We start from the raw sequence: 25,243 nt of genomic DNA on the forward strand, positions 1-25,243 counted from the left end.
CTGCGCGTCCCGGGCCACCGAGCCCTGCAACTCTCAGCCAGGTCGTCCCCGAAGGGCGACTCGCTCAGCCTGGCAGTGGCCCGATGGACCCGGGGTGCAGACAAGACGATTCGCCTCGTCCACCCCAATGGTCAACCAGTGAGCGCCCAGCCACGGGCCCGCTGCCACCGCAGCGGGCCCGTGCTCATGCCACCAGCCGCGGGTCGGCAGCCCCCGCGCCGACCCCACAGCCCGGGTGGGCCGGGACGGGGGAGTGTTCACTGCGGCCGCGACCATCCAGCCACCACCAGCCCGGGGTGAGGTCGACCCCGCAAGCCCAACGATGGGCCGCCAGCACCACCTGGATCGCCGCCCAGTCAGCCATCCACAACGGGACCGATTCATCCGACTGCGGCGCCGGTCCGAGACCGGGGGAGTCGAGCACGACGCACCCGGCGCAGCCGTGCTCGTCCAGGAAGGAACCCACCCTGGCCAGGCCCGGCCCCAGCTGGACCACGATGTGCGCCACCCCGGCCCGGCGCAACGCCCAGACCGCCGCGTGGTCGACCCCACGGTCCTCGAGGACGACCAACCCCCCGAACACGGCCAGGTCATCAGGCTGGGGCAGCCGGCGGTGGGTCACCGGCAGCCGGGCCGCCAGCGGGGAGCGCAGGTGGGAGTAGCCCCTCGAGACCAACAGGGTTGTGGGGGAGGACACAGTGGCCAGGCCCTGCTGGCGAAGCCAGCCGGCCAGTCGTGCGGTCTGCTGGTCAGCGGGCAGCGGCGCCGGCCGGGGCCAGGTGCCCAGCCCGGCCAGCCAACGCGTGGCCGCGCTTCCCAACCCCTGCAGGCGCCAGCGCCGCCCGGCGCAGGTCACGATGAGGCTGGTCGCCGAGGTGAACTCCAGCCTGGCCTGGTGGTGCAGCCGCCAACGGTCAGTGCGCAGTGGGGGAGAAGGCATGCGACCAGCCAAAACCACCGCTCGCCCGGAGGGAAGCGGTTCGCCGGGACGGACAATGACTGGTCACCAACGGACAACCTTGTCGCCACTCGGGACAACACCGGCGCCGGTCCGGACAACAGTCCGCTCCCGAGCCCCCGACCCCGGGGACGACGAAGGGGCTGGCTTGGCAGCCAGCCCCTCGACGACACGGTTTGATCAGGCGCGACCCAGAATGCGGTTCAGGTTGGTCCCGCACTCGGGGCACTTGCCCTTGGCCATGCGGGTGCCCTTGTCGTTGACCACGACGTTGCCCTCAGCGGTGCGCTTCTGCTTGCACTTCACGCAGTAGAACTCACCCTTGTAGGTCTCGTCAGCCACGTTGTCCTCCTTGATAGGTCCGGTCGGAAACGCCCGGTTCGAACTGGGCAGGCGTCTCCGCTACCGCTCAATGCTACCCAGTTCACGCGTAACCGCGCTCTTTTCCCCGCTGCGGCGCGCCGGGAGCGCCCACCCGGGGCATGAAAAAGACCCCCGGGTGGGGTTCGCATGCCTTCCCCTGCACGCAAGTCCACCCGAGGGCTGGCACCACCGTAGCGGCGGGGTGTCCGGTGCGTCAACACCCACCGGCACCCCGCTCACGGTCAGTCTTCGCGGCCCTCTTCCCGCAGCAACTGCTGCAACCCGCGGTCCCATTCGTCCGGTTCGACGTCTTCGTCACCCTGGGGGGAGGCAAAGCCCATCGGGTCGTCCAGGCCGGCGGCCGTCGGCAGCATGTCGGGGTGGGCCCACAGGCCGTCACGTTCGGCCTGGCCCCTGGCGTTCTCGACGGCAGCCCACAGGTTCGCCGCGTCGCGGATGCGGCGCGGTTTCAGTTCCAGGCCCACCAGTTCCTTGAAGACCTCCTCGCTGGGGCCGCCGACACCGCGGCGGCGCCGGAACGCCTCGAACAGTGCGGGTTCGGCGGGCATCCAGCGGCCCGCGACGCGCTGGACGACGTGGTCGACCCAGCCCTCCACCAGCGCCAGCAGGGTCTGCAGCCGGTCCAGCACCTCGGCCTGCTCGGGGGTGGGGTCGGGGTCGAACAGCTTGCCCTGCACCTGTTCACCGATCTGCTGCAGCTTGGCCGGGTCGAGCTGGGTGAGGTCGCTCAGGTCGAGGGCGTTCTCAATGGCCGACAGGTCGATGCGGGTTTCGCGGGCATAGTGCTCGACCAGCGCCTGCAGCTGCGGCCCCAGCCACGCCACCGACTGAAACAGCCGCTGGCGGGCGGCCTCACGCAGGGTGAGGTAGAGCAGCACGTCCTCCTGGGGCACGTCCAGGTCGCCGAACTGGCCCTCGATGTTGCTGGCCAGGATCGCGATCCGCGGTTCGGCCAACTGCACCCCGACGTCGGAGGCCGAGACCACCGACTTCGACAACGTGGCCAAGGCCTGGGCGAACTGCTGGGCGTACATGCGTCGGGCGGCATCACGCATCATCGGCGCCAGCATGTTGGTGATCATGGCGAGCGGGTCGTCCTCACCCGGTTCGGAATGCATGCCTGGGGCCTTGCCCAGCGCCTCGGCCAGGGCCGTGACCACCGGGTCGGCCAGCGGCCGCCAACTCGCGAAGGTGGCCTCGATCCATTCCGCGCGGCTCCACACCGCGGCCGGGTTGCGCACCGGCGGGAACTCGCACGCCTCGTCCAGCCACATCTCGGCCAGCCGTGCGCTGTCAGTGACCTGGGCGCGCTGGGCCTGGGTCGGGGTGGGGTCGGGGCCCAGGGAGGCCGACATCTTGCGGACCTGGTCCTTCAACCAGGCCCACTCGTCACCCGGTGAGGCGCCGCCCTGGCCCGGGGCCTGGAAGCCGATGCCCCCACCGGTGCCGGCACCGGCCTGCTGGGCCATCGCCCCCAACTGGTTCATCAGAGCGGCCAGGTCGATCGGGCCACCGCCGGGCACGTTCAGCCCGAGTTGGCCCAGCAGCGCCGCGAACGGGTCCTGCGGCTGGCCACCCTGGGGGCCACCACCGGCCTGGTTGTCACCGGGCTCGTCCTCGGGACGATCGTCCTCGTGGTCGGGGTGCGACATGGGTGCTCCTCCTCGGGTGCCGTGCGGGCACGTGTGTCCTCTAGGGGTCCATTCAACCCTAGGACGCCAAACCCCGGCCCCGCCGGGCGGACGAACCTGCCACCGGGTTTCTTTGGCCACGCGATAGGGTGCAGGCACCGACAGGCCGTGTCGGGACGAGGCGACCAGCAGCGCACAGGGGGCATCGTGAGCGACCGACCACCGGTTCGTCATGATCTGGGGCACAGCCCCGCCGATGCTGTCCCGCCGACCCCGGAAAGCCCGCGTCGCCGCACGCCGGTCAGCCAGCAGACCGTCACCGCCGTGTTGTCCTCGGCGGTGTTCGTGGTGCTGGTGCTGGTGCTGGCCGTGGTCCCGGTGCCCTACGTCGGGTGGACGCCGGGCCGCACGGTCGACCTGGCCGGGAGCGACAGCAACGGGGTGCCGGCGCTGCAGGTCGAGGGCCTGCCCACCACCCCCATCAACGGGGAGCTGCGCCTGACCACCGTTTCCCAGACCCGGGTGGACTCCCGGATCGGCCTGCTCGAGGCGATGCTCAACCATGCCCTGCCGCACCGTGACGTGCTGCCCCGCAAGGTCGTCTACCCTCCGGGCACCTCCGGTGAGGAGGTGAAGGCGCAGGACCTTGCCCTGATGCGCGACGCCCAGTCCGATGCTGTCGTCGCCGCCCTGCGGGCCGCCGGGCAGCCCGTCAGTGAACTGCCGATGGTCGTCGGCATCACGTTGTCGGGGCCGGCCCTCAACCGGCTGCAGCCCGGCGACATGATCACCAAGGTCGACGGCCAGGCGGTGCAGACCGTCAACGACGTCTCCGCCGGCATTCAGGGCCACCGCGTCGGTGAACCGGTGGTGTTCACCGTGCAGCGCGGGGGGCAGGAGGAGACGGTGACCGTCACCACGGTCGCTGCCCCCAACAACCCCCAGCAGCCCTACATCGGGATCCGGCTGGGGGTCGGATACCGCTACGACGCCAGTGTCACCTTCGGCATCGACCCCAACATCGGTGGGCCGAGCGCCGGGGCGGTCTTCGCGTTGGCGATCTACGACCTGATCACCGAGGAGGACCTGCTCGGTGGGCAGCGGGTGGCCGGCACCGGCGGGATCACCCCCGCCGGCAAGGTGACGGCCATCGGCGGCATCCAGCAGAAGATCCGGGGGGCGGAGAAGGCCGGTGCGCAGGTCTTCCTCGTCCCGGCCGACAACTGCCAGGACGTGGCCGGCATCAGGACCTCGATGGAACTGGTGAAGGCCGACACGCTGCGCGAGGCGATCGGGGCACTGCAGAAACTGAAAACTTCGAAGGACGGGACGGGGGTGCCTCGCTGTTGAGCGGGAACCAGACTGAGGGCACGAACGCATTGATCGCGGCCCTGATGGAGATCGAACGCCACGTGACCAGCCAGGGGTGGGACCAACCGGGCCGGTTGTTCGCACTGGTGCGCACCGACGAGCTCATCCGCAATGAGCCGTCGCTGGCCGCCCACCTCGCCCAGGGCAACGAGGATGCGCTCAGCTCGATCGAGCAGGAGGATTTCCGCACCGGTGAGGACCTCGAGGCCGTCCTGAAGAAGATGACCTGGCCGGCCAGTGTGCACGGCTGCGCCATCGCCCTCGAAACCAGTTTCCTGCCACCCCAGTACGAGCAGTCGATTCCCGAGGACGCCGAGGAAGCCGCCGCGTTCGTGGCCCAGCACGAGCAGCGCCAGGACGTCCGGGTGGTGGCCGGGGCGCTGCGGGACGGCTCCCGCTACGCGGTCGGACGACTGCTCACCCACCCCGACGACCTGCTCGGCGGCGAGGCGTTCGCCCCCGGGCTCATCGATGCAGTAGCAGGGACCCTGACATGAGTGCATTCGCCAGTTTCGCTTCCCGACCCTCGCGGCCGCAGCCGGCCAACTCCGGACGAAGGGTGTGGCGCTGGGTGCTGCTGGGCCTGCTGGCGCTGGTGGCAGCCTTCCTGCTGTTCTCGCAGCTGTGGACCGACTGGCTGTGGTTCCGCAGCCTCGAGATGTCCTCGGTGTACACCACCCGGCTGGGCACCTCCATCATGTTGTTCTTCGTCTTCGGCCTGATCATGGCCGCCATCGTCGGGTTCAACGCCTGGCTGGCGCTGCGGCTGCGCCCCAAGGTGCGCAGCCGCTCGGAGTCGGTCATGGTCGCCCGCTCGCGTGAGTTGATCGAGCGGCGCACCTGGGTGGCGGTGGCCGTGCCCGCCGCCGTCACCGGCGTGATCGCCGGCCTGGCCGCGGCCTCCCAGACCTGGGTGTACCTGGCCTGGCGCCACGGCACCTCGTTCGGGGTGGCCGACCCGTGGACCGGTCTGGACGCCTCGTTCTACGTCTTCGACTACCCCTGGCTGCGGTTCCTGGCGAGCTTCCTGCTGACCGCGCTGGTCATCGCCACGCTGATGGCACTGGCCCTGCACTTCGTCGTCGGGGCACTGTCGAGCATGACCCCGCGGGTGCTGACGGGGCAGGGACCGGTTCGTCCGCTCGCCTCGCCGTTCAGCCCGGGTGCCCAGACCCACCTGTCGATCCTGTTCGCGCTGCTGCTGGTGGTGTGGGCGGCCCAGCAGCTGCTGGACCGCTACGGCTACTCCATCGGCGGCGGGGGCATGTTCACGGGCATGGGCTACACCGACCACCATGCGCGCACCACGGCGAAGCTGATCATGGTGGTCATCGCACTGCTGTGCGCCGCACTGTTCGCCATCAACGCGAAGGTGCGCCGCTGGTCACTGGCGGGCCTGTCGATCGTGGTCATGCTGGTCACCTCACTGGTGATCAGCGGGCTCTACCCGGCGGGCCTGCAGCAGTTCGTGGTGCGCCCCTCCGAGCAGGACCGTGAACAGCCCTACATCCGGGCCAACCTGGAGGCGACCCGGCTCGCCTATTCACTCGACCAGGTCGACATCGAAGAGGGCTACACCGCCCAGACCGATGTGAGCGCGGGCCAGCTGAAGGCCGATGCGGCCGCGCTGCCGGCCATCCGGTTGATGGACCCCTCGATGATCGGGCCCACCTTCGAGCACCTGCAGCAGGTGCGCGGCTACTACTCGTTCCCCACCGTGCTCGATGTCGACCGCTACCTGATCGACGCGAAGACCACCGACATCGTGCTGGCCGCCCGTGAGGTCGACGTCAACAAGATCTCCGACCAGTCGTGGAACAACCTGCACACCGTCTACACCCACGGTTATGGGCTGGTGGCGGCCATGGGCAACCAGGCCCAGATCAGCGGTGAGCCGGTGTGGGCCGCCGGGGGGATCCCGCCGACCGGGCCGCTGCCCGAGCACGAACCCCGCATCTACTTCGGGGAACTCGCCACCCAGTATGTGGTGGTGGGTGCCCCCGAGGGCACCGAGCCGGTCGAGTTCGACCAGCCCACCGGCACCCAGGGGGATGCCACCAAGAACACCTACAACGGCAAGGGCGGGGTGGCCATCGGCAACCCGATCACCCGGCTCAGCTACGCCGCCAGGTTCGGTGACATCAACCTGCTGCTGTCGAACCGGGTCAACTCGGAGTCGAAGATCCTCTACGACCGCCAGCCCATCCAGCGGGTCAGCCAGGTCGCACCGTGGCTGACCTGGGACAAGGACACCTACCCGGCAGTGGTCGACGGTCGAGTGGTGTGGATCGTGGACGGCTACACCACGACCGCCAACTTCCCGAACTCCCAGCGCACCGACCTGCGCACCGCCACCAGTGACGCCGTCTCCGACCAGATGCGCCTGCAGCAGGAACGGCCGATCAACTACATCCGCAACTCGGTCAAGGGTGTCGTCGACGCCCTCGACGGGACGGTGACGCTGTACGCGTGGGACGAGGACGAGCCGGTGCTGCAGACCTGGATGAAGGTCTTCCCCGACGTGATGGAGTCGAAGTCGTCGATCCCGGCCGAACTGTTGCAGCACCTGCGCTACCCGCAGGACCTGTTCAAGGTGCAGCGCAACATGCTGACCCGCTACCACACCACCAACCCGCTGACCTGGGTGCAGGGTTCCGACGTGTGGGAGGTGCCCGACGACCCGGTCAAGGCCGGCGGCAAGGAGCCCCCGTACTACCTGTCGATCAAGTGGCCCAATGACCCCGAGCCGATCTACAGCCAGACCGCGACCTTCGTGCCGAGCGGACGACAGAACCTGCGCGCGTACATGGCGGTGAATGCCGACGCCACCAGTGAGAACTACGGCAGGATCCGGATCCTGCAGATGGACGACACGAACCAGATCGCCGGGCCGGGGCAGACCATGAACGCGATCACCACCGACCCCGTGGTGGCGGAGCGGTTGAGACCGTTCCTCAACCAGGGCTCGGCGACCGCGATGTACGGCAACCTGATGACGCTGCCGCTGGGCGGCGGCCTGCTGTACGTGCTGCCGATCTACACCGAGCGGCAGGTCGGCACGGCGGGCTACCCGGCGCTGCAGTTCGTCGCCGTGCGTTTCGGGGAGCACGTCGGGATCGGGGAGACCCTGCAGGAGGCCCTCGACACCGTCTTCGGTGGTGACTCCGGCGCCGAGACCGACGAGGAGACCGACACCGACCCGGATGCCGATCCCGACACCGACCCGCCCTCGGACGTGGACGCCGAGATCAGCAGGCTGCTGGGGGAGGCGGATGCGTCGTTCACCGCCGCGGACGAGGCGCTGAAGGCCGGCGACCTGGCGACGTACCAGAAGCACATCGCTGACGCTCGGGCCAAGGTCGCCGCGGCCATCGAACTGCAGAAGCAGCGCTAGTTGTACGAGGGCTACACGTCGAGGGTGAGGGTGCGCACCTCGTAGCCGGCGTCCTGCAGCGGACCGGTGAGCTGCTCGGCGTCACCCACGACGACCACGTGGCCGCGGCCGTTGCCCACCAGGCGCTGGTGGGCCGCGGTGGCCGACTCCGGGGTGACCCGGCGCAGGGCGTCGTGGTGGCGGTTGACCTGGTCGGGATCGACCCCGGCTGCTGCCAGGGTCGAGGCCTGCCCGACGATGGCCTCGGCGGTGTCGTAGTGCAGCGGTGCCACCCCGACGACCTGGTTGATCGCGTCTGCGGTCTCCTCGGCGTCCAGCGGGTTGTCGGACAGGTCGAGCAGCCGCAGGGTCTCGTCAATCGCCGGCACCGCGACCTCGGTGCGGATGTTCGCCGAGACGGTCCAGGTGCCGCCGGAGCGCTGGGGCTGGGCGGTGAGGTGGATGCCGTAGGTGTAGCCGAGTTCCTCACGGATCACCTTGTTCAACCGGGACAGGAACGATCCGCCCACCGCGACACTGGCCACCTGCAGCGCGGCCCAGTCGGGGTCATGACGGTCGACGCCGATGCCGGCCACCCGCAGGTCGATCTGCACCGCGCCCGGCCGGTCCACCAGGGTGATCGTCCGGGTGCTGCCGGGTTCGGCGAACTGGTCGATCGAGGGTTCGATACGGGGGCTGCCGGTGTCGGCCCAGCTGCCCAGGGTCTTGTTGAGCTGGTCGAACGGGTCGCGGGCGAAGTCCCCGGCCACCACCAGCACACTGCCGTGGGGGCCCCAGTGCTCGGCGTGGAAGTCGCGGACGTCCTCGGTGGTGATGGCCTCGACGCCGGCCCGGTTGCCACCCACCAGTCGGCTGGCGCGGCTGCCCGGCGCCCAGCGCAGCGCCCGCACCGCCATATTGGCGCTCTGCGCGCCGTTGACCAGGGCCTGTTCCAGTTCGGCGATGCGCAGGGTCTGGTGGCGTTCCACGTCGTCGGCGCTGATCGCCGGGGTGGTGATGATCTCGGTGAACAGCGGCAGCGCGGCCTCGAACCGGGTCATGGGCACGTCGAGGCTGGCGGTGGTGGTGGCGTGGGTGCAGCGGCCGTCGAAGGCGGCGCCGACCCCCTCGAGCAGTTCGGAGATCCGGCCCGCGGGGTGGGCGAGGGTGCCCTCGTCGCTGACTCGAAGGGCCAGGTTGGCCACGCCTTCGCGTTCCCGGTCCTCGACGTCGAGGGCGATCGGCTGGACCAGGTCCATGGCTGCCACATGCTGGCCCGGCAGGTGGTAGGCCCACACCTGCAGACCGTTGTCGAGGGTCTCGACGCGGGGCAGCGGGAAGCGCCAGCCGCTGGCGTGGACGACCTGGGGGCGGGGCACCCGGGACTGCAGCGGGGTGGTGGTCGATTCGCTCATCGGGTTTCCTTCCGGAACGCGAGGGTGGCGCGGGCGTCGGGGGACAGCCACGTGCGGGCGGCGGTCTGCACCTGTTCGGGGGTGATGGCGGCGTATTCGGACAGGATGCGGTTGAGTCGGCTCGGGTCCCCGGTGAGGCTGGCCCACTGGTTGACCTCGTCGGCGCGGGAGTCGATGCTCGCGAGCTGGGTCAGCATGGAGCGTTCCAACTGGGCCATCACCCGCTGCATCTCCTCCTCGCTGGGGCCCTGCGCGGCCAGCACGTCGAGGTGCGCGAGGACCGCGTCGTCCAGTTCGTCGGTGGAGCGCCCCTCACGGGTGCGTGAACTGACCAGGGCGATGTTGCTGGCCCCGGCCAGCCCCATGGTGCCGGCGCTGACCCCCTCGGCGAGGTCACGCTTCATGACCAGGTCGCGGTGCCAGCGTCCGGACTGGCCCTGCCCCAGGATGTCGAGGGCCAGGTCGATGGCGAAGGTGTCGGGGTGGTCCATCGTCGGGATGCGCCAGACCAGGTGGGTGGCGTCGCGGGGGACGTCGCGCTCGAGGGTCGTGGTGGGGTTGCCCACGAAGGTGGGCAGCTCGCCGGGGGCCTCACGCCGGGGTCGGTCGGTGGCCGGGATGGCGCCGAAGTGGCGGGTGGTGACCTCGACAGCCTGGTCGAGGGTGATGGCCCCGGCCAGTACGAGGGTGGCGTTGTCGGGGGAGTAGTGCAGGTCGTGGAAGGCCTGCACGTCTTCGAGTGCGGCGGCGTCCAGGTCGGCCATCGACCCGATGGGTGTGTGGCCGTAGGGGTGGTCGGTGGGGTAGGCCAGCTCGAACAGCTCCAGCAGGGTCTCACCGTAGGGCACGTTGTCGTAGCGCTGGCGCTTCTCCTCCTTGACCACGTCACGCTGGGTGTCGAGGTTGGTCTGGTCGACCAGCAGGTGTTCCATGCGTTGGGCCTCCAGCCACAGCGCGAGCTCGAGCGCACCCGGGTGGACGGTCTCGAAGTAGTTCGTCCGGTCGAAACTGGTGGTCGCGTTGGCGGTGCCGCCGGCGGCCTGGATCGCGGCGAGGTGTTCCCCGGAGGCGACGCCGGTCCAGGTGCCCTGGAACATCAGGTGCTCGAACAAGTGGGCGAAGCCGGTGCGGCCGACCGCCTCGTCGCGGGAGCCGACCTGGTACCAGAGGTTCACCGCCACCCCCGGTGCCACCGGGTCGGGGTTGACCACCAGGTGAAGGCCGTTGTCGAGGGTGTGTTCGACCAGTTCGTAGCTGACGGGGTCGGTCATGGAGATCTCGGTCATGGGGTCCTAGCTGCCGGGTGGGTCCGGCCAGCCTAGCGGGGCAACGGCCCGGCCAGTTGGAGCCGGACGGGTGGCCGGTGGGGTTGTCGGTGAAACGCACACCGGCGCCCGTGGTCGCCGTAGCCTTTCGTCATGACGAGCATTGACTACAACTATGACGACAGCACCGGAATCGTCACCGTCGAGGTTGACGGTCGCGCCTTCGACGCCCGCGATGTGGCGCGTGTCGGGAACCTGAAGAGCGGGCCTGTCCTGGAGGCACTTGCCAAGGGTGCCAGCGAGCGTGAGCTGATCGCCCAGCTCACGATCGCCCTGCTGAGCCGCGAGGCGGACGTGGCGAGCCTGGCGGCGCAGGTCGACCAGACCGAATAAGGCCTGCCCGACCCGCGCCGCCCGGGGCTGCCGGGACCTACTCGGTGGAGACCAGTCGCAGTGCGCGGCGCAGCAGCGCCAGCGCCTTGCCGGCCTGGGCCTCCAGCCCCTGCCAGTCGGCATCGTCGTCGCCGATCTGCTCCATGACGGCCTTCACCAGCGCCGGGTCGTGCTCACACAACCCCGCCACCTGCTTGGTGCTGACCGTCCCTGCGGCCAGCAGCATGACCAGGCTCCGGGCCAGCACCTCGGCGCGGGGCTCGTCGACCGGGATGCTGGCGAACGATTCCCCGCCGATGCGTGGCAGCAGGTGGCGGGCTGCCTCGGCGGTGACCTCCAGCAGCCGCGGCAGCGTCGTCAGCAGGTGGAGCGCGGCGAAGGGGTAGGAGAACAACTGCACCTCGGCCATCAGGGCATCGTCGGCAAAGGTGAAGGTGATGCCACCGTGGGCCTTGTTGAGTCGGTTGACCTGCTGGTGGGCCAGGTTGGGTCGTTCGACACTGCGCAGCACCGCCGAGCGCAGCACCACCACCGGTGCCTGTGGACTGATCGAGACCGTGGTCATGGACTCGTCGTTGCACACCAGCCAACCCTGGTCCGTGCGGAGGACCTCCAGCCTCTCGGGCAGCTCAGCCAGGGCAGCTGACACCAACCCGGTCAGGTGCCGGTGGTCGGTCGGCAGCACGCCCAGCGGGATGGGGGAAGCCTCCCGGGCCCCGCCATCGTCGGCGCCTTCGAGGGTCACACCGGTCACCTCCAGGCAGCTCGGGTGCAGCACCCCGAAGCATTCCCGCATCGCGGCCAGCAGGATCGTGGCCGCCCGGTCAACCTGGGCTGCAGGGAACTCGCAGGTGTAGTCGGCGCCCGAGTGGGCCCGGCGCAGCCCCAGCCCCCGCAGCCCGGCCATGTGCTCGCGCGACATGCGCAGGACGTCGGGGAGGTAGGTATTGCTCGGCACCGTGGCGATCATCGTGTCGGTCCCGCGCCTCACGGCTGACCAGATGAACTCGTAGCCAAAGGCCATGCCCTGCCGGGCCCGGACCATGGCGCTCTCACCCGGCTGCAACTGCGCCAGTGAGTCCGCGAGTGCGGCGCGGAAACCGCGCCAATCGGCGTCCATCCAGACGTCGAACCCCTCCGATGCCGACGATGCGGCGTTGACCCCAGTGTCCATCTCGACCCCTCCCTGTCACCGTTCTTCCACGTTACGGCCGGGTACCGACAAAACTTGTGGTGCGGCTGGGGGCAGGGCGGGCTCAGGCGACCCACTCGACCAACTGCCACACGATGCCGTTCGGGTCGGCGAACTGGCAGAACCGTTCACCCCATTCCTCGGTCTCGGGCGGGGTGACCACGCGCGCACCGGCAGCCTCCAGGCGTGCGAACTGCTCGTCCAGGTCCTCGACGACGAACACGAGCAGCAGCCCCTGCCCGGCCGCACCGGCGATGTCGGCGGGCTTGAAGGTGTCCAGCCCGGTCTGCAGGAAGATCAGGTTCGTGGTGGTGGCGGGGTGCTGCAACGAGACGAACCCGTCGGCAGCCATCGCCTCCTTATAGCCGAAGTGGGTCTTCGCGAAGGCGGCCGAGGCCTGGACGTCGGCCACGTTCAGCGAGATGGCAGTCTGGGTGATGTTCATGCGGTGCTCCTGACTAAACTATTGACGATGTAAAGAGTAGCGCTACGTTTCAAGAGGAGGTCCCCGCGTGCCCCGTCCACTGGTCGACCTGTTGTGGCGTGACCACCCGCTGGCGCCCGCCGGCGGCAGTCGGGGGCCACGGGCACGGCTGGGGACCGGGCAGGTGGTCGAACGGGCCGTGGCCATGGCGGACGACGGGGGGCTGGCGGCGGTGACGATCCGCACCCTGGGCCAGTCCCTGGGGGTCACCGGGATGTCGGTCTACACCTATGTCAACAGCCGGGACGACCTGCTCGTGCTGATGGCCGACCACGCCCACGCGACGTTGCGGCTGACCCCCTTCGGGTCCACCGGGTGGCAGGCACGGGTCAGGCAGGTGGCGCAGGACAACCTGGCGCTGTTCACCGAACACCCCTGGCTGCTGGAGGTGGAGGACCCCCGCACGGCGCTGGGGCCGGGCACCATCGCCAAGTACGACCACGAACTGCTCGCCTTCGAGGCGGCAGGGCTGGCCGACCTGGACAGGGATGCGTCGCTGAGCTTCGTGCTCGACTTCGTCCGGGCTTCGGCCGCCCGGCTGCTGCGAGGCCCGGGCGGGGACTTCACCCACGTCTGGCGGGAGTCGGTGGACTCACTGGCGAACTACCTGGGCGAGGACCACCCGTTGGCGCAGCGTGTCGGCCGGGTCGCCGGCGAGGCCATGGGAGCGCCCTCGGATGCGGCCCGGGCATGGGAGTTCGGCCTGGTGCGAGTGATCGCCGGGCTGGAGGCGTTGACCCTGGGCGAGGCCCCGGGGGACGGCTGAGGCGGCGCTGGGTCGGGCCTCGCCATCGTCCGACCTGTATTCCTTGCACCACAGCAACGAATGCGCCCCGCCCCACCCGGACGAGGAGTATTCCTTGCTCCCACGCAAAGAGTGCAGGTCCGGCGGCTGCCCACCAGGTCTGGGCCCCACACAACCCACCAAACCCGCACATGACAAGAGGCCCTGACCGGCGTTTCCGCTGGTCAGGGCCTCTTCGTGGAGTAGCGGGGACAGGATTTGAACCTGTGACCTCCGGGTTATGAGCCCGGCGAGCTACCGAGCTGCTCCACCCCGCGTTGCTCGAACTACATTACCCGACCTGCTCGAGAAGCCAAAATCGAGCGGGTTCGCCAGCGGCGAACCGCGCCGCTCAGGCCCGATTCAGCCTGCCCCGCTAGACTTCGGTGCGTCATGGACGGGGCCGTCACAATGGTCCTCCGAACACCTGGGAGAACGAGATGCCCCTGGAACTGAACCGACGACACCTGCTCGGTCTGACCGGCGCCGCGGCGACGGTGCCACTGTTGGCGGGCTGCCTGGACAACGACCTGCCCGGGCAGACGCCCGAGGGCAGCCGCCAAATCACCGTGGGTGCGTCCGACGAACCACAGGTCCTCGACCCGATCGCCAATGCCCAGGCCGCGATCCCGCAGGTGCTGCTGTACAACGTCTACGAGACCCTGGTGAAGGTCGACAACAACGGTGACCTGCGCCCGCTGGTGGCCTCGGCCTGGACCATCTCGGACGACCGGCTCACCTACCGCTTCACCCTCCACGAGCAGGCCACCTTCGCCAGCGGCACCCCGCTGGACGCGGCCGCCGTGGTCTCCAGCATCGAGTTCCTGCGCGCCGCCGAGAGCCCCAACACCGGGGTTGCCCGCGCGATGGGCCAGATCGCCTCGGTCGCGGCCGAGGGCGACCACACCGTCATCATCACCCTGAACGCCCCCAGCCTGCTGTGGCTCTACGACATGTCCTCGACCGCCGGCATCCTGATCGACCCGGCCGGCCAGGACACCATGGCCGACCGGCCGATGGGCTCGGGCCCCTTCGCCTTCGACAGCCACCAGCGGGGCACCTCCATCACGCTGAAGCGCAATGAGTCCTACTGGGGCACGCCGCAGCGGGTCGACACCATCGTCTTCCGCTACTTCACCGACCCGAACGCGATGAACTCCGCCATGCTGTCGGGCGACCTGGACATCATCTCCAACCTGGCCGCACCCCAGGCGCTCGACCAGTTCGGTGAGGACCGCTTCACCGTCCTGGAGGGCTACTCCACCGGTGAGGTCGTCCTCGGGTTCAACCACACCAACGAGGCGCTGGCCAAGAAGCAGGTGCGCCAGGCCATCAACCACGCCATCGACCGGCAGGGCCTGGTCGACACCGTGTGGGGCGGCAAGGGCCAGATGATCGGCTCGATGGTGCCGCCCAGCGACCCCTGGTACGAAGACCTGTCGGGCACCTACCCGTTCGACCCCGAGCGGGCCCGCGAACTGCTGGCCGAGGCCGGTCACGCGACCGGGTTGACCCTCAACCTGCGCGTGCCGACCCTGCCCTACGGCCCGGGTGCTGCCACCGTGATCCAGAGCCAGCTCAACGATGTCGGCATCACCGTCAACGTCGAAGAGATCGACTTCACCCGGTGGATCAACGAGGTGTTCATCAACGCCCAGTACGACATGACCATCGTCGCCCACGTCGAGGCGCGCGACATCGTGGCCTGGGCCAACAAGGACTACTACTGGAAGTACGACAACCCCGACTTCCAGCGTCTGGTTGCCGAGGCGGACGAGGCCGACGAGCAGCAGGGCTACGAGTTGATGAAGCAGGCCGCCAGGATCCTGGCCGAGGACGCCGCGGCGGACTTCCTGTTCCTGCTGCCCAGCCTGGTGATCACCAAGAACAGGGTCAGCGGCATCGGCAACAACGTCCCCTCGCTGAGCTTCGACCTGACCTCCGTGGCCACCCGGTCCAGCTGAGGCATGCACCCGGTCCTGCGGGCCTGGCTGGTCCGGCTGGCCATTCTGGCCGCGAGCCTGCTGGCCAGCTCACTGGTGGTCTTCCTGCTCATCCAGACTCTGCCCGGTGACCTGGCCGAAGCGATCCTCGGTACCTCCGCCACCCCCGAACGGCTCGCCACCCTGCGCGCCGAACTCGGCCTCGACCGGCCCTGGTACGTGCGCTACCTGGAATGGCTGGGCGGCTTCGTCCGGGGTGACCTGGGTGATTCGGCACTGACCGGGCAACCGGTCTGGTCGATGATCCGCGGGCCGCTGGGGGTGACCGTCTGGCTGGTGCTGTTCGGGACGATCGTCTCGCTGCTGGTGGCGATGCCGCTGGGCCTGTGGTCGGCGATGCGCCGTCGCCACGCCGACGGCGTGGTGGTCAACGCCACCAGCCACCTGGGCATGGCCGTCCCTGCGTTTCTGGCCGGACTGCTGCTGGTGGTGGTCTTCGCCGTGAAGCTGCGCTGGCTGCCCGCCAACGGCTACGTGGCCCTGGTCGTCGACCCGCTCGAGTGGGCCCGCCGGCTGGTGCTGCCGGTGTTGGCGCTGGGACTGGTGCAGGGTGCGATGCTGACCCGCTACGTCCGCTCCGCCTTCGTCGAGGTGCTCGGGGAGGACCACCTGCGCACCGCGCGTTCCATCGGCTGGACGAAGCTCGCGGCGGTCCTGCGGCACGGCCTGCGCCCGGCGAGCCTGTCGATCATCACCGTGCTCGGGCTGCAGTTGGTCAACCTGCTGGTCGGCGCGATCGTCATCGAACAGGTCTTCGTGCTGCCGGGCCTCGGGTCACGGCTGATGAGTGCGCTGACCCAGCGTGACCTGCTGCAGGTGCAGGGCATCGTGATGCTGCTGGTCGCCGCCGTGCTGGTCGTCAACGCGGTCGTCGACCTGCTCTACCTGGCCCTCGACCCCCGGCTGCGCACCCAGAGCAGGGCCCAAACCACGGGGGAGTCCGCATGAAGCGCTTCACGCTGTGGGCGGGCATCGTGCTGGTGGCCGGCCTCGTCGTCACCGCCGTCGTGGCCACCTTCTGGACGCCGCACGACCCCGTCCGGGTGGAAACCTCGAACGCGTTGCAGCCACCCTCGGCGACCCACCTGCTGGGCACCGACCCCTACGGCATCGACATCCTCAGCAAGGTCATGGCAGGTGCCGCCACCTGCCTGCAGGTCGGCGTCATCGCCGTGGCGATCGCCAGCCTGGTCGGCATCCCGCTGGGCATCACGGTGGGCATGTCGGCCCAGTCCTGGTGGTCGCGGCTGCTGCTGCGGGTCAGCGACCTGTTCTACGCCTTCCCCGCGCTGCTGCTGGCGATCCTGCTGGCCGCCGCCGTGGGAGCCTCCACCGTCACCGCCATGGTCGCCATCGGCATCGCCACCATCCCCGTGTTCGTCCGGATGGCGCGCGCCGGTGCCATGCAGGTGATGACCCGCGACTACGTCGCCTCGGCGCGGGTCTCGGGCATCAGCTGGCCGGCCATCGGGGTGCAGCACGTGCTGCCCAACATCGCCCCATTGCTGGGCGTGCAGGCCTCGGTCAGCTTCGCGATGGCGATCCTCGCCGAGGCCGCGCTGAGCTACCTCGGCCTCGGTGCCCCGGTCAGCCAACCGACCTGGGGTCGGATGGTCCTCGACGCCCAGCGCCACATCTTCACCTCACCGGGCCTGACCGTGTGGCCGGCGCTCGCGATCGGGGCGGCGGTGCTCGGGTTCAACCTTCTCGGTGACGGCCTGCGTGACCGGCTCGACCCCCTGCTGCGGGAGGTCTCATGAGCCTGCTCGAGGTGAGCCACCTGCGGGTCGAGTTCGGGCACTCCCGCGCGGTGGCCGTCCACGACCTCAGCTTCACCCTCGAGGAGGGGGAACGGCTCGGGGTGATCGGCGAGTCCGGTTCCGGCAAGTCGGTCACCGCGCTGGCCATCATGGGGCTGCTGCCCGAGAACGCGCACGTGACCGGGTCGGTGAAACTGCGCGGACGAGAACTGCTCGGCCTGCGCGACAAGGAGATGTCCCGGCTGCGCGGCGCCGACCTCGGCATGGTCTTCCAGGAGCCGCTCACCGCGCTGGACCCGACCATGCGGGCCGGCCGGCAGGTTGCCGAGTCCCTGCGGCTGCACCACATGTCGTCCCAGGACACTCGGCAGCGGGTGCTGACCATGCTCGACCAGGTCGGCATCACCGACCCCGCCCGGATCGCCGACTCCTACCCGCACCAGCTCTCCGGTGGGCAGCGCCAGCGGGTGCTGATGGCGATGGCCCTGATCAACGACCCCGACCTGCTCATCTGCGACGAACCGACCACCGCCCTCGACGTCACCGTGCAGGCCAAGGTGCTCGGCACGCTGGACGAACGGCTCAGTGAGTCCGGGGCCGCGTGCCTGTTCATCAGCCATGACCTGGCCATCGTCTCGCGGATGGCGCAGCGCCTGCTGGTGCTGCGCCACGGCCGCCTGGTCGAGAGCGGCACGGTCGATGACATCCTGGCCCGGCCCCAGCAGGGCTACACCCGTGGGCTGATCGCCACCGCCCGGCTGGACGGGGTCACCCCCGGCAGCCGCCTGCCCGTGCTGGAGGATTTCCTGTGAGCCTGTTCAGCCTGCGAAACGCCAGCCGCCACTACACCCGCGGTGGGCAGACCACCCGCGCCCTCGACGACGTCAGCCTCGACCTCGACCAGGGCACCCGGCTGGGGGTGGTGGGGGAGTCCGGCTCCGGCAAGACGACCCTGATCCGCCTGCTCACCGGCCTCGACCGGCCCACCAGCGGTGAGGTGCTCTTTGAGGGGGAACCGGTCTCATCGCGGGCGGTGCGGGCTCGGCTCGCCAGCCAGGTCCAGGTCGTCTTCCAGGACCCGCGCAGTTCGCTGAACCCGCGGATGAAGGTGCGCCGGATCGTCACCGAGCCGCTGCGCTCACGGCTGCTGCGCCGCGCCGACCAGGCAGCGGCCGACCACGACCAGCGCTTCTGCGAGGTGATGGGCCAGGTCGGGCTCGACCCGGCCTCGGCCGGGCGCTACCCCCATGAGTTCTCCGGTGGGCAACGCCAACGCATCGCCATCGCCCGCGCACTCGCCCCGCGCCCGGCGGTGTTGATCGGGGACGAACCGGTCTCCGCGCTCGACGTGTCGGTGCGGGCCCAGGTCCTCAATGTGTTCACCGACCTGGTCGCCGAGTCCGACCTCACGATGCTGATGGTCAGCCACGACCTGGCGGTGATCCGGCACCTGTGCGACCGGGTCGTGGTGCTGCGCGCCGGGCGCATCGTCGAGGACGCACCGGCCGACCAGGTCTTCGCCGACCCGCAGCAGCCCTATACCGGCGAACTGGTGGCTGCCATGCCCACCCTGCCGAGTTCCTGAGGCCCTGCTTCGACCGCCTTGCGCTGCGAGTGGACGAAATAGGGGCATCGGGGTCGGGAGGACTACCATTGCCCCTCGTGAAGGCACTCCTGCTTGAGAACATCCACGCCGAGGGCATCCGTGTCCTCGAAGAGGCCGGCTTCGAGGTCGAGACCCGACCCGGCGCCTTGAGTGAGGACGAGCTGATCGACGCCCTGCAGGGGGTTGACGTGCTCGGCATCCGATCGGGCACCCACGTCACCGAACGGGTCATCGAGGCCTGCAGCAACGAGCTGAAGGCGGTCGGGGCGTTCTGCATCGGCACCAACCAGATCGACCTCGGCTCGGCAGCCGCCTATGGCGTGGCCGCCTTCAACGCCCCGTTCAGCAACACTCGCTCGGTGGTGGAACTCGCCATCGCCGAGATCATCGTGCTGGCGCGCCACCTGACCGACAAGAACGCCAAGATGCATGCCGGTGTCTGGGACAAGTCGGCCAAGGGCTCCCATGAGGTGCGTGGCCGCACCCTGGGCATCGTCGGCTATGGCAACATCGGTTCCCAGCTGTCGATCGTCGCCGAGGCGCTGGGCATGCGGGTGATGTTCTACGACATCGCTGACAAGCTGGCGCTGGGCAACGCCCGCAAGGCCAACTCGCTCGACGAACTGCTCGCCGAGTCCGAGACCGTCTCGCTGCACGTCGACGGCCGCCCCGGCAACGCCGGCTTCTTCGGCGAGGAGGAGTTCGCGAAGATGCGGCCCCGCTCGCTGTTCCTGAACCTGTGCCGGGGCATGGTCGTCGACCACCACGCGCTGGTCGACCACCTCAAATCGGGCCACCTGGCCGGTGCCGCCATCGACGTGTTCCCCGAGGAACCCAAGACCGTCGGTGACCCGTTCGTCAGCGAACTGCAGGGCCTGCCCAATGTGATCCTCACCCCGCACGTGGGTGGCTCCACCCAGGAGGCGCAGGAGGACATCGGACGCTTCGTGGCCGGCAAGCTGGTCGACTACGTCACCACCGGCTCGACCCTGATGAGCGTCAACCTGCCCACCGTCGGCACCCAGGCCAAGGGGACCGTGCGGGTCGTCCACCTGCACCGCAACATCCCGGGCGTGATGGCCGGGCTGAACCAGGTCTTCTCCAACCATGGCGCCAACGTGGAATCGCAGACCCTGGGCACCCGCGGCAACCAGGGTTACGCCGTCACCGACATCACCCTGGCCCACGACGCGGCCGCCTCGAACCTCGAGGCGGAACTGCGTGAGGTGCCGGGCACGGTGAAGGTGCGCATCCTCACTGACTGAGGCGGGTCACCAGCTCTTCGTGGAGCAGGCCGTTGGTGCACAGCGCACCGGGGCCGGCGACCCCGTCGTCCCCGTTGATGTTGCTGAACCGCCCCCCTGCCTCGCGCACGATGATGTCGAGGGCGGCCATGTCGTGCAATGCCAGTTCGGGTTCCAGGGCCAGGTCGACCGCGCCCTCGGCGACGAGCATGTAGCTCCAGAAGTCGCCGTAGGCGCGGGTGCGCCAGCAGTCCCGCAGCAGGTCCACGAAGGCCTGCCCGCGCCCGGAGTCGACCCAGCCGCTGACCGAGGAGTAGCTCATCGAGGCGTCGGCCAGGTTCCCCACCCGGGAGACCCGGACCTGTTGGCCGCGCAGCAGGCTCGGCCCGGTGAACGCGCCCTGGCCGGCGTGGGCCCACCACCGCCTGCCCAGTGCGGGGGCCGAGACGACCCCGGCGACCACCGTGTCCTCGACCATCAGGGCGATCAGGGTGGCCCAGACCGGCACGCCGCGCACGAAGTTGGCGGTGCCGTCGATCGGGTCGACCACCCACCGGCGCGGCCCCCAGCCGGTGTCGTCGCCCTCCTCACCGTGGACGGCGTCACGGGGGCGGGCCTTGGACAGGGTCCGCCGGATCGCCTCCTCCACCGCCAGGTCGGCATCGGTGACCTCGGACAGGTCGGGCTTGGTCGACACCTTCAGGTCACCGGCCTTGAACCGGCTCATGGTGATCGAGTCGGAGTTGTCGGCCAGCATGTGCGCCAGCCGGAGGTCATCGGTGTAGTCGGGGCTGCCCATGTGCGCGAGCCTAGCGGTCGCGCCCCGCTTCCTCGCGCCCGGCTCGCTCCATCCGACGGAACGACTCCAACCGGGCCTGCGGCAGTTCCCCGCGCCCGGCGGCCGCGTCGAGCCCGCACTCGGGTTCGGTGCTGGTGTGCTGGCAGCCGCGCGGGCATTCGGCGGTGTAGGCGACCAGGTCGGGGAAGGCCGCCAGCACCGTCTCGGGGGTGACGTGGGACAGGCCGAAGGAGCGCACGCCGGGTGTGTCGATCGCCCAGCCGCCGCCGGTCGGCTCGTCGGGGCCGGACGGCAACTCCAGCGCGATCGCCGAGGTGGAGGTGTGGCGCCCACGCCCGGTGGTCTCGTTGACCACCCCGACCGATCGTCCGGCCGTCGGGATGAGCGCATTCACCAGGGTCGACTTGCCGACCCCGGAATGGCCGACCAGCACGGTGACGTGCCCGGCCAGCAGGTCGCGGACCCGGGCAAGGTCGGCACCGGGTTCGGTGACGACCACCGGCACGTCGAGCGGTTCGTAGGCCGCCACCAGCTCGTCGGGGCTGGCCAGGTCGGCCTTCGTCAGGCACAGGATGGGCGCGATGCCGGCGTCGAAGGCCGCCACCAGGATCCGGTCGATCATGCCCACCCGCGGCGGCGGGTCGGCCAGCGCGGTGACGATCATCAACTGGTCGGCGTTGGCCACGATGGGGCGTTCGTGGGGGTCGTCGTCATCGGCGGTGCGGCGCAGCACCGTGCTGCGTTCGGCGACCTCGACGATCCGGGCCAGGGTGCCCTCACGTCCGGAGACGTCACCGTCCAGGTGCACCACATCACCGACGATGGCCGCCTTGCGGCCCAGGTTGCGGGCCTTGGCCGCCACCACCTGCACGTCGTCGTCGAGCAGGGTGCAGGTGTAGCGGCCCCGGTCGATGGTCACCACCCTGCCCAGCGGCAGGCCCGAGAAGTCCGGACGATCCTTGGTCCGCGGACGGGTGCGCCGGGGCCGGTCGAACGCATCGGTGTCGTCGTCGCGGAAGCTCCGCGACGCGACCCCACGCACCTTCGGGCTCACCCGCGACCGCTCCCGACCAGCTCATCCCACATACCGGGGAAGTCGGCGATCGTCTTGGAGGTGCAGGCGATGTCGTCCAGTTCGACCCCGGGCACGGCCAGCCCCACCAGCGCCGCGGTGTGGGCGAGCCGGTGGTCGGCATAGGCCTTCATCGGCGCCCCGCGCAGGGCGCCCGGGCCCCGGCCCACGATGTGCAGGCCGTCGGGGGTTTCACTGACCTCGGCGCCCACGGCCCCCAGTTCGGCGGCCAGCGCGGCGAGCCGGTCGGTCTCGTGGCCGCGGATGTGCGCCACACCGGTGATCGTGGTGGTGCCCTCGGCCAGCGCGGCCAGCGCGGCGACCACCGGGGTGAGTTCGCTGGACGCCTGCAGGTTCACCTCACCCGGGCCGACCAGCGGAGGGTTGCCGGTGACCCTCAGGGTGCCGTGGCCGCCCCCGTCAACGCCCTCCAGGGTGCAGTCGGCCCCCATCCGGGTCAACACCTCGACGATGGCCGCCCCACCCTGGGTGGTCTGTTCGGGCCAGCCGGGCACCCGGACGGTTCCACCGGCGATCGCGGCGGCAGCCAGGAACACCGAGGCCGAGGTGAGGTCGGGTTCGACCTGCTCATCAGCGGCCACGATCGGCCCGGGGGACACCTGCCAGGTGTTCGGGTCGGGGGTGGTCACCGTGACACCGTGGCGGCGCAGCATGGTCACGGTCATGTCGATGTGCGGCCGGGACGGGACATCGGCGCCCGGTGCGGTCGGCACGTGGGCGACCTCGATGCCGTCGGGGTAGCGGGCACCGGCCAGCAGCAGCGCCGAGACGTACTGGCTCGAGGTCGACGAGTCGATCTCGACGCGTCGCCCCGACAGGCCGCCCGACGCGTCCTGGGTGAACGGCAGCGCGTCGGCGTCAGTCCCGGCGCCCAGCTGGCGAAGGGCCGACAGCAGCGGACCCATCGGGCGGACCGACGCGTGCGGGTCGCCGACGAAGCTCGTCCGGCCGCCGTTGAGCACGGCGATCGCCGGGACGAAGCGCATCACGGTGCCCGCCAGCCCGCAGTCGATCGGCTCGGTGGGCACGGTGAACCGGGTCGGGGGAGTGACGTGCCAGGCGCCGTCGACCTCACCGATGTCGGTGCCGAGCTGGGCCAGCGCGGCCCGCATCAGGTCGGCATCACGGCTGGACAGGCCCCCGGTGATCACCGACGGGCCGTCGGACAGGGCCGCCAGCACCAGCGCACGATTGGTCTCGGACTTCGACCCGGGCACCACCACGGTGGCATCAACACCCTCACCGGCGGTGAGGGTGGGGGCAGACCAGGAAGTCATCGCCGCGATCAGCTGCTCAATCCGGACTCGAGCTGCTTCTTGGCCTGGCGCAGTTCCTTCTTCGCCTTGCGCGACAGCTTGCTGGCGTCCTTGCTGATCGCCTTGGCCTTCTTGTCGGCGGCCCGGGACAGGCGGGTGGTGGCGTCCTCGGCGCGCCAGCCGAGGCTGGGCTTGCCCTGGGTGTCCTGGGCGGCGAGCAGGGTGGCGCCGAACAGGGCGACATTGCGCAGCAGTTTGGCGCGTCCGGCCGACTTCTCGTCGGAGTTGAGCCCGCGCACGGAGGCAACCACGTGGCCGAGCTGGGTCAGCGCCAGCAGGCCGGCGCCCAGGCGGCGGGCGACCCCGGTGGCGAAGGCCAGCCCACCGACGACCTGGGTGGCGCCCGACAGCTGCACCAGGGTCTTGGTCTGCTCGGGCAGGTAGGGGGCCACGGAGGCGGGGACGGCCTTCTGGGCCAGCGGCACCACACGCTGGGCGATCGGGTCAGCGGCCTCGACCTGCTGCTCAGGCTTGGTCACCGCCTTGACACCCTCGTAGACGAAGTAGCTGGCCAGTGCGGCGCGTCCGACAAATCGCAGAAGACTCATGAGTCATTTCTACCGTGCTCGGGCACCAATGTCAGTCGCTAGTCTCATGAGCATGTGTGGTCGCTACGCTGCTTCCCGCCACCAGGACCAACTGGTCGAGGTCTTCGAGGTCGACGAGGTCGTCGAGCCGGGTCCCAGCGCCACGAGCCAGAAGCCGTGGACCGAACCGCGGTGGAACATTGCCCCCACCGATGAGGTGGCTGTCGTGCTGGAGCGGGCCAAGGGCGAACACGTGCGCCGCAAGCTGGTCGGCCTGCGCTGGGGCCTGGTGCCCAGCTGGGCCAAGGACCCCAGTGGCGCCGCCAGGTTGATCAATGCCCGACTCGAAACGGTCGCCGAGAAGCCGAGCTTCCGCAAGGCCTGGCAGTCACGCCGCTGCCTGGTGCCGGCCGACGGCTACTACGAGTGGTACGCCTCACCCACCGCCCCCAAGGGCACCCGCAAGCAACCGTTCTACATCCACCCCACCGGGTCGGGGGCACCGGAGGGCCAGGCAGGGGCGACCACCCCGCTGATGGTGATGGCCGGGCTCTACGAGTTCTGGCGTGACCCCACCAAACCCAAGGGTGACCCGCAGGCCTGGCTGAGCAGCTGCTGCATCCTGACCACCAATGCCACCGACGACCTGGGCATGATCCACGACCGGATGCCGGTGCAGGTGCTGCCCGAGCACTGGGACGCCTGGCTGGACCCCTCACTGACCGACCCGGACGCGGTCGCCGGCCTGGTGCACGTGCCCGCCCCGGCGGAGATGACCGCCCACGCCGTGTCCCGGCTGGTCAGCAAGGTCGGCAACGACGGGCCCGAACTGGTCGAGCCGATCCCGGTCGAGCAGTGACCACCACCCGGGCCATCGAGGTCGACACCCCGCAGGGCCCCGGGCGCTGGCTGGTCGAGGGCTCCCGCCGGCCGGGCGCACCCCGGGCGCTGCTGCTGCTCGGCCACGGGGCCGGTGGCGCCACCGACAGCATCGACCTGCTGGCCCTGGCCGGGTTGCTGCCCGACCACGGGGTCAGCGTCGCCCGGTTCCAGCAGCCGTGGCGCCTCGCCGGGCGCAAAGTGGCCACCCGACCCCCCACCCTGGACGAGGCGTGGCTGGCCGCCGTGCCCGCCCTGCAACAGGCCCCGGGGCTGGGCCTCGAGGGTGTCCCACTGGTGAGCGGCGGGCATTCGGCCGGTGCCCGGGTCGCCTGCCGGACCGCGGCGCTGACCTCGTCCGAGATGGTGCTGGCACTGTCGTTCCCCCTGCACCCACCCGGCAAACCCGACACCACCCGCCTCGACGAACTGCTCACCCCCACGGTGCCGGTGCTGGTGCTGCAGGGGGAGCGTGACCCGTTCGGGTCAGCCACCGAAGTACGGGCAGCTGTGGCCGGGGCCGGCCACGAGACCCGCGTGAGGGTGGTCGAGGTCACCGGCGCCGCCCACGCGTTGTCGGTGCCGGCCCGGGTCCGCAGCGCCGAGGAGCACCGGGCCTGGCTGGTGGCGACCGTGCTCGACGGACTGGGCTGGTCGGACAACCTTGGCGGGGAATAACCGCATGTCCGGGTGGGTTCACCAAGGCATGAGCCCCACCCTGACGCCCGCCCCTCCCGCCCCCGGCGGCCTCGCCTCGCGGGACCGC

24 protein-coding genes and 1 tRNA gene are annotated in these 25,243 nt (G+C 70.1%); 13 read left to right on the forward strand and 12 right to left on the reverse strand.

The window, feature by feature from the left end; translation table 11 throughout:
- Positions 1-184: 184 nt before the first annotated feature.
- The 3 genes from ACQE3C_RS00005 to ACQE3C_RS00015 all read right to left on the reverse strand — a co-directional run bounded on the left by ACQE3C_RS00005 (position 185) and on the right by ACQE3C_RS00015 (position 2,994).
- The gene (locus ACQE3C_RS00005) at positions 185-940 is read right to left on the reverse strand and encodes a hypothetical protein (protein WP_434537144.1); all 756 of its coding nucleotides are present in this window, start codon (positions 938-940) and stop codon (positions 185-187) included.
- A 198-nt stretch (positions 941-1,138) separates the two neighbouring features.
- Positions 1,139-1,300 (reverse strand): DUF5679 domain-containing protein, encoded by a 162-nt coding sequence (locus tag ACQE3C_RS00010; RefSeq protein WP_370590237.1) that lies wholly within the window; start codon positions 1,298-1,300, stop codon positions 1,139-1,141.
- Positions 1,301-1,563: 263 nt separating this feature from the next.
- On the reverse strand, positions 1,564-2,994 hold the full coding sequence (locus ACQE3C_RS00015; protein ID WP_434537145.1) for a zinc-dependent metalloprotease: 1,431 nt from the start codon (positions 2,992-2,994) through the stop codon (positions 1,564-1,566).
- 186 nt (positions 2,995-3,180) lie between these two features.
- On the opposite strand from ACQE3C_RS00015, the gene ACQE3C_RS00020 reads away from it, so the two are divergent.
- Genes ACQE3C_RS00020 through ACQE3C_RS00030 form a run of 3 tightly spaced genes read left to right on the forward strand, consistent with a single transcriptional unit; the run spans position 3,181 to position 7,738 of the window.
- On the forward strand, positions 3,181-4,323 hold the full coding sequence (locus tag ACQE3C_RS00020; protein ID WP_434537146.1) for a YlbL family protein: 1,143 nt from the start codon (positions 3,181-3,183) through the stop codon (positions 4,321-4,323).
- Positions 4,317-4,841 (forward strand): PPA1309 family protein, encoded by a 525-nt coding sequence (locus ACQE3C_RS00025; RefSeq protein WP_434537559.1) that lies wholly within the window; start codon positions 4,317-4,319, stop codon positions 4,839-4,841. Before ACQE3C_RS00020 ends, ACQE3C_RS00025 begins: the two co-directional genes overlap by 7 nt.
- A complete protein-coding gene (locus ACQE3C_RS00030) occupies positions 4,838-7,738 on the forward strand; it encodes a UPF0182 family membrane protein (protein ID WP_434537147.1) in 2,901 nt (966 codons plus the stop codon). Before ACQE3C_RS00025 ends, ACQE3C_RS00030 begins: the two co-directional genes overlap by 4 nt.
- A gap of 11 nt (positions 7,739-7,749) precedes the next feature.
- On the opposite strand, the gene ACQE3C_RS00035 is transcribed toward ACQE3C_RS00030, so the two are convergent.
- Complete coding sequence (locus ACQE3C_RS00035; RefSeq protein WP_434537148.1) at positions 7,750-9,132, reverse strand: M16 family metallopeptidase; 1,383 nt, start codon at positions 9,130-9,132, stop codon at positions 7,750-7,752.
- On the reverse strand, positions 9,129-10,403 hold the full coding sequence (locus ACQE3C_RS00040) for a M16 family metallopeptidase (RefSeq protein WP_434537560.1): 1,275 nt from the start codon (positions 10,401-10,403) through the stop codon (positions 9,129-9,131). The genes ACQE3C_RS00035 and ACQE3C_RS00040 overlap by 4 nt, the downstream gene beginning before the upstream one ends.
- A gap of 147 nt (positions 10,404-10,550) precedes the next feature.
- Here ACQE3C_RS00040 and ACQE3C_RS00045 point away from each other — a divergent pair, with 147 nt between their 5' ends.
- Complete coding sequence (locus ACQE3C_RS00045) at positions 10,551-10,790, forward strand: hypothetical protein (RefSeq protein WP_434537149.1); 240 nt, start codon at positions 10,551-10,553, stop codon at positions 10,788-10,790.
- 37 nt (positions 10,791-10,827) lie between these two features.
- On the opposite strand, the gene ACQE3C_RS00050 is transcribed toward ACQE3C_RS00045, so the two are convergent.
- On the reverse strand, positions 10,828-11,964 hold the full coding sequence (locus ACQE3C_RS00050; RefSeq protein ID WP_434537150.1) for a TY-Chap domain-containing protein: 1,137 nt from the start codon (positions 11,962-11,964) through the stop codon (positions 10,828-10,830).
- Between the two features lie 82 nt (positions 11,965-12,046).
- Complete coding sequence (locus tag ACQE3C_RS00055; protein ID WP_434537151.1) at positions 12,047-12,427, reverse strand: VOC family protein; 381 nt, start codon at positions 12,425-12,427, stop codon at positions 12,047-12,049.
- Positions 12,428-12,494: 67 nt separating this feature from the next.
- On the opposite strand from ACQE3C_RS00055, the gene ACQE3C_RS00060 reads away from it, so the two are divergent.
- Positions 12,495-13,232 carry a TetR/AcrR family transcriptional regulator gene (locus ACQE3C_RS00060; RefSeq protein WP_434537152.1) on the forward strand — a complete coding sequence of 246 codons (738 nt, stop codon included), beginning with the start codon at positions 12,495-12,497 and terminating at the stop codon, positions 13,230-13,232.
- Positions 13,233-13,454: 222 nt separating this feature from the next.
- Here the strand turns inward: ACQE3C_RS00060 and ACQE3C_RS00065 are convergent.
- Positions 13,455-13,528, reverse strand: a tRNA-Met gene (locus ACQE3C_RS00065).
- Between the two features lie 162 nt (positions 13,529-13,690).
- On the opposite strand from ACQE3C_RS00065, the gene ACQE3C_RS00070 reads away from it, so the two are divergent.
- The 6 genes from ACQE3C_RS00070 (at position 13,691) to serA (ending at position 19,884) form a co-directional block, all read left to right on the forward strand.
- Positions 13,691-15,214, forward strand: a complete 1,524-nt coding sequence (locus ACQE3C_RS00070; protein ID WP_434537153.1) for an ABC transporter substrate-binding protein — start codon at positions 13,691-13,693, stop codon at positions 15,212-15,214.
- 3 nt (positions 15,215-15,217) lie between these two features.
- Positions 15,218-16,201 carry an ABC transporter permease gene (locus ACQE3C_RS00075; RefSeq protein WP_434537154.1) on the forward strand — a complete coding sequence of 328 codons (984 nt, stop codon included), beginning with the start codon at positions 15,218-15,220 and terminating at the stop codon, positions 16,199-16,201.
- Positions 16,198-17,013 (forward strand): ABC transporter permease, encoded by an 816-nt coding sequence (locus tag ACQE3C_RS00080; protein ID WP_434537155.1) that lies wholly within the window; start codon positions 16,198-16,200, stop codon positions 17,011-17,013. The genes ACQE3C_RS00075 and ACQE3C_RS00080 overlap by 4 nt, the downstream gene beginning before the upstream one ends.
- Positions 17,010-17,825, forward strand: coding sequence for an ABC transporter ATP-binding protein (locus ACQE3C_RS00085; protein ID WP_434537156.1), 816 nt, complete (start codon positions 17,010-17,012; stop codon positions 17,823-17,825). The genes ACQE3C_RS00080 and ACQE3C_RS00085 overlap by 4 nt, the downstream gene beginning before the upstream one ends.
- Positions 17,822-18,598: an ABC transporter ATP-binding protein gene (locus ACQE3C_RS00090; protein ID WP_434537157.1), complete on the forward strand. Its 777-nt coding sequence runs from the start codon at positions 17,822-17,824 to the stop codon at positions 18,596-18,598. Before ACQE3C_RS00085 ends, ACQE3C_RS00090 begins: the two co-directional genes overlap by 4 nt.
- A 77-nt stretch (positions 18,599-18,675) precedes the next feature.
- On the forward strand, positions 18,676-19,884 hold the full coding sequence (gene serA, locus ACQE3C_RS00095; protein ID WP_434537158.1) for a phosphoglycerate dehydrogenase: 1,209 nt from the start codon (positions 18,676-18,678) through the stop codon (positions 19,882-19,884).
- Here serA and ACQE3C_RS00100 read toward each other — a convergent pair.
- From ACQE3C_RS00100 to ACQE3C_RS00115, 4 genes are read right to left on the reverse strand one after another with little or no spacing between them, the layout of a single operon-like run.
- The gene (locus ACQE3C_RS00100) at positions 19,874-20,662 is read right to left on the reverse strand and encodes an inositol monophosphatase family protein (RefSeq protein ID WP_434537159.1); all 789 of its coding nucleotides are present in this window, start codon (positions 20,660-20,662) and stop codon (positions 19,874-19,876) included. The two genes, serA and ACQE3C_RS00100, sit on opposite strands and share 11 nt — an antisense overlap.
- A 10-nt stretch (positions 20,663-20,672) precedes the next feature.
- The gene (gene rsgA / locus ACQE3C_RS00105; protein WP_434537160.1) at positions 20,673-21,716 is read right to left on the reverse strand and encodes a ribosome small subunit-dependent GTPase A; all 1,044 of its coding nucleotides are present in this window, start codon (positions 21,714-21,716) and stop codon (positions 20,673-20,675) included.
- Positions 21,713-23,044 (reverse strand): 3-phosphoshikimate 1-carboxyvinyltransferase, encoded by a 1,332-nt coding sequence (gene aroA, locus ACQE3C_RS00110; protein ID WP_434537561.1) that lies wholly within the window; start codon positions 23,042-23,044, stop codon positions 21,713-21,715. Before aroA ends, rsgA begins: the two co-directional genes overlap by 4 nt.
- Entirely contained in the window at positions 23,041-23,619 is a 579-nt protein-coding gene (locus ACQE3C_RS00115) for a DoxX family protein (protein WP_434537161.1), read from the reverse strand. Before ACQE3C_RS00115 ends, aroA begins: the two co-directional genes overlap by 4 nt.
- A 52-nt stretch (positions 23,620-23,671) precedes the next feature.
- On the opposite strand from ACQE3C_RS00115, the gene ACQE3C_RS00120 reads away from it, so the two are divergent.
- A complete protein-coding gene (locus ACQE3C_RS00120) occupies positions 23,672-24,457 on the forward strand; it encodes an SOS response-associated peptidase (RefSeq protein ID WP_434537162.1) in 786 nt (261 codons plus the stop codon).
- Positions 24,454-25,155, forward strand: coding sequence for an alpha/beta hydrolase family protein (locus ACQE3C_RS00125; protein ID WP_434537163.1), 702 nt, complete (start codon positions 24,454-24,456; stop codon positions 25,153-25,155). Before ACQE3C_RS00120 ends, ACQE3C_RS00125 begins: the two co-directional genes overlap by 4 nt.
- Positions 25,156-25,243: the final 88 nt, after the last annotated feature.

It is taken from the genome of Aestuariimicrobium sp. Y1814 (assembly GCF_050113895.1).
Classification (GTDB): Bacteria; Actinomycetota; Actinomycetes; order Propionibacteriales; family Propionibacteriaceae; genus Aestuariimicrobium.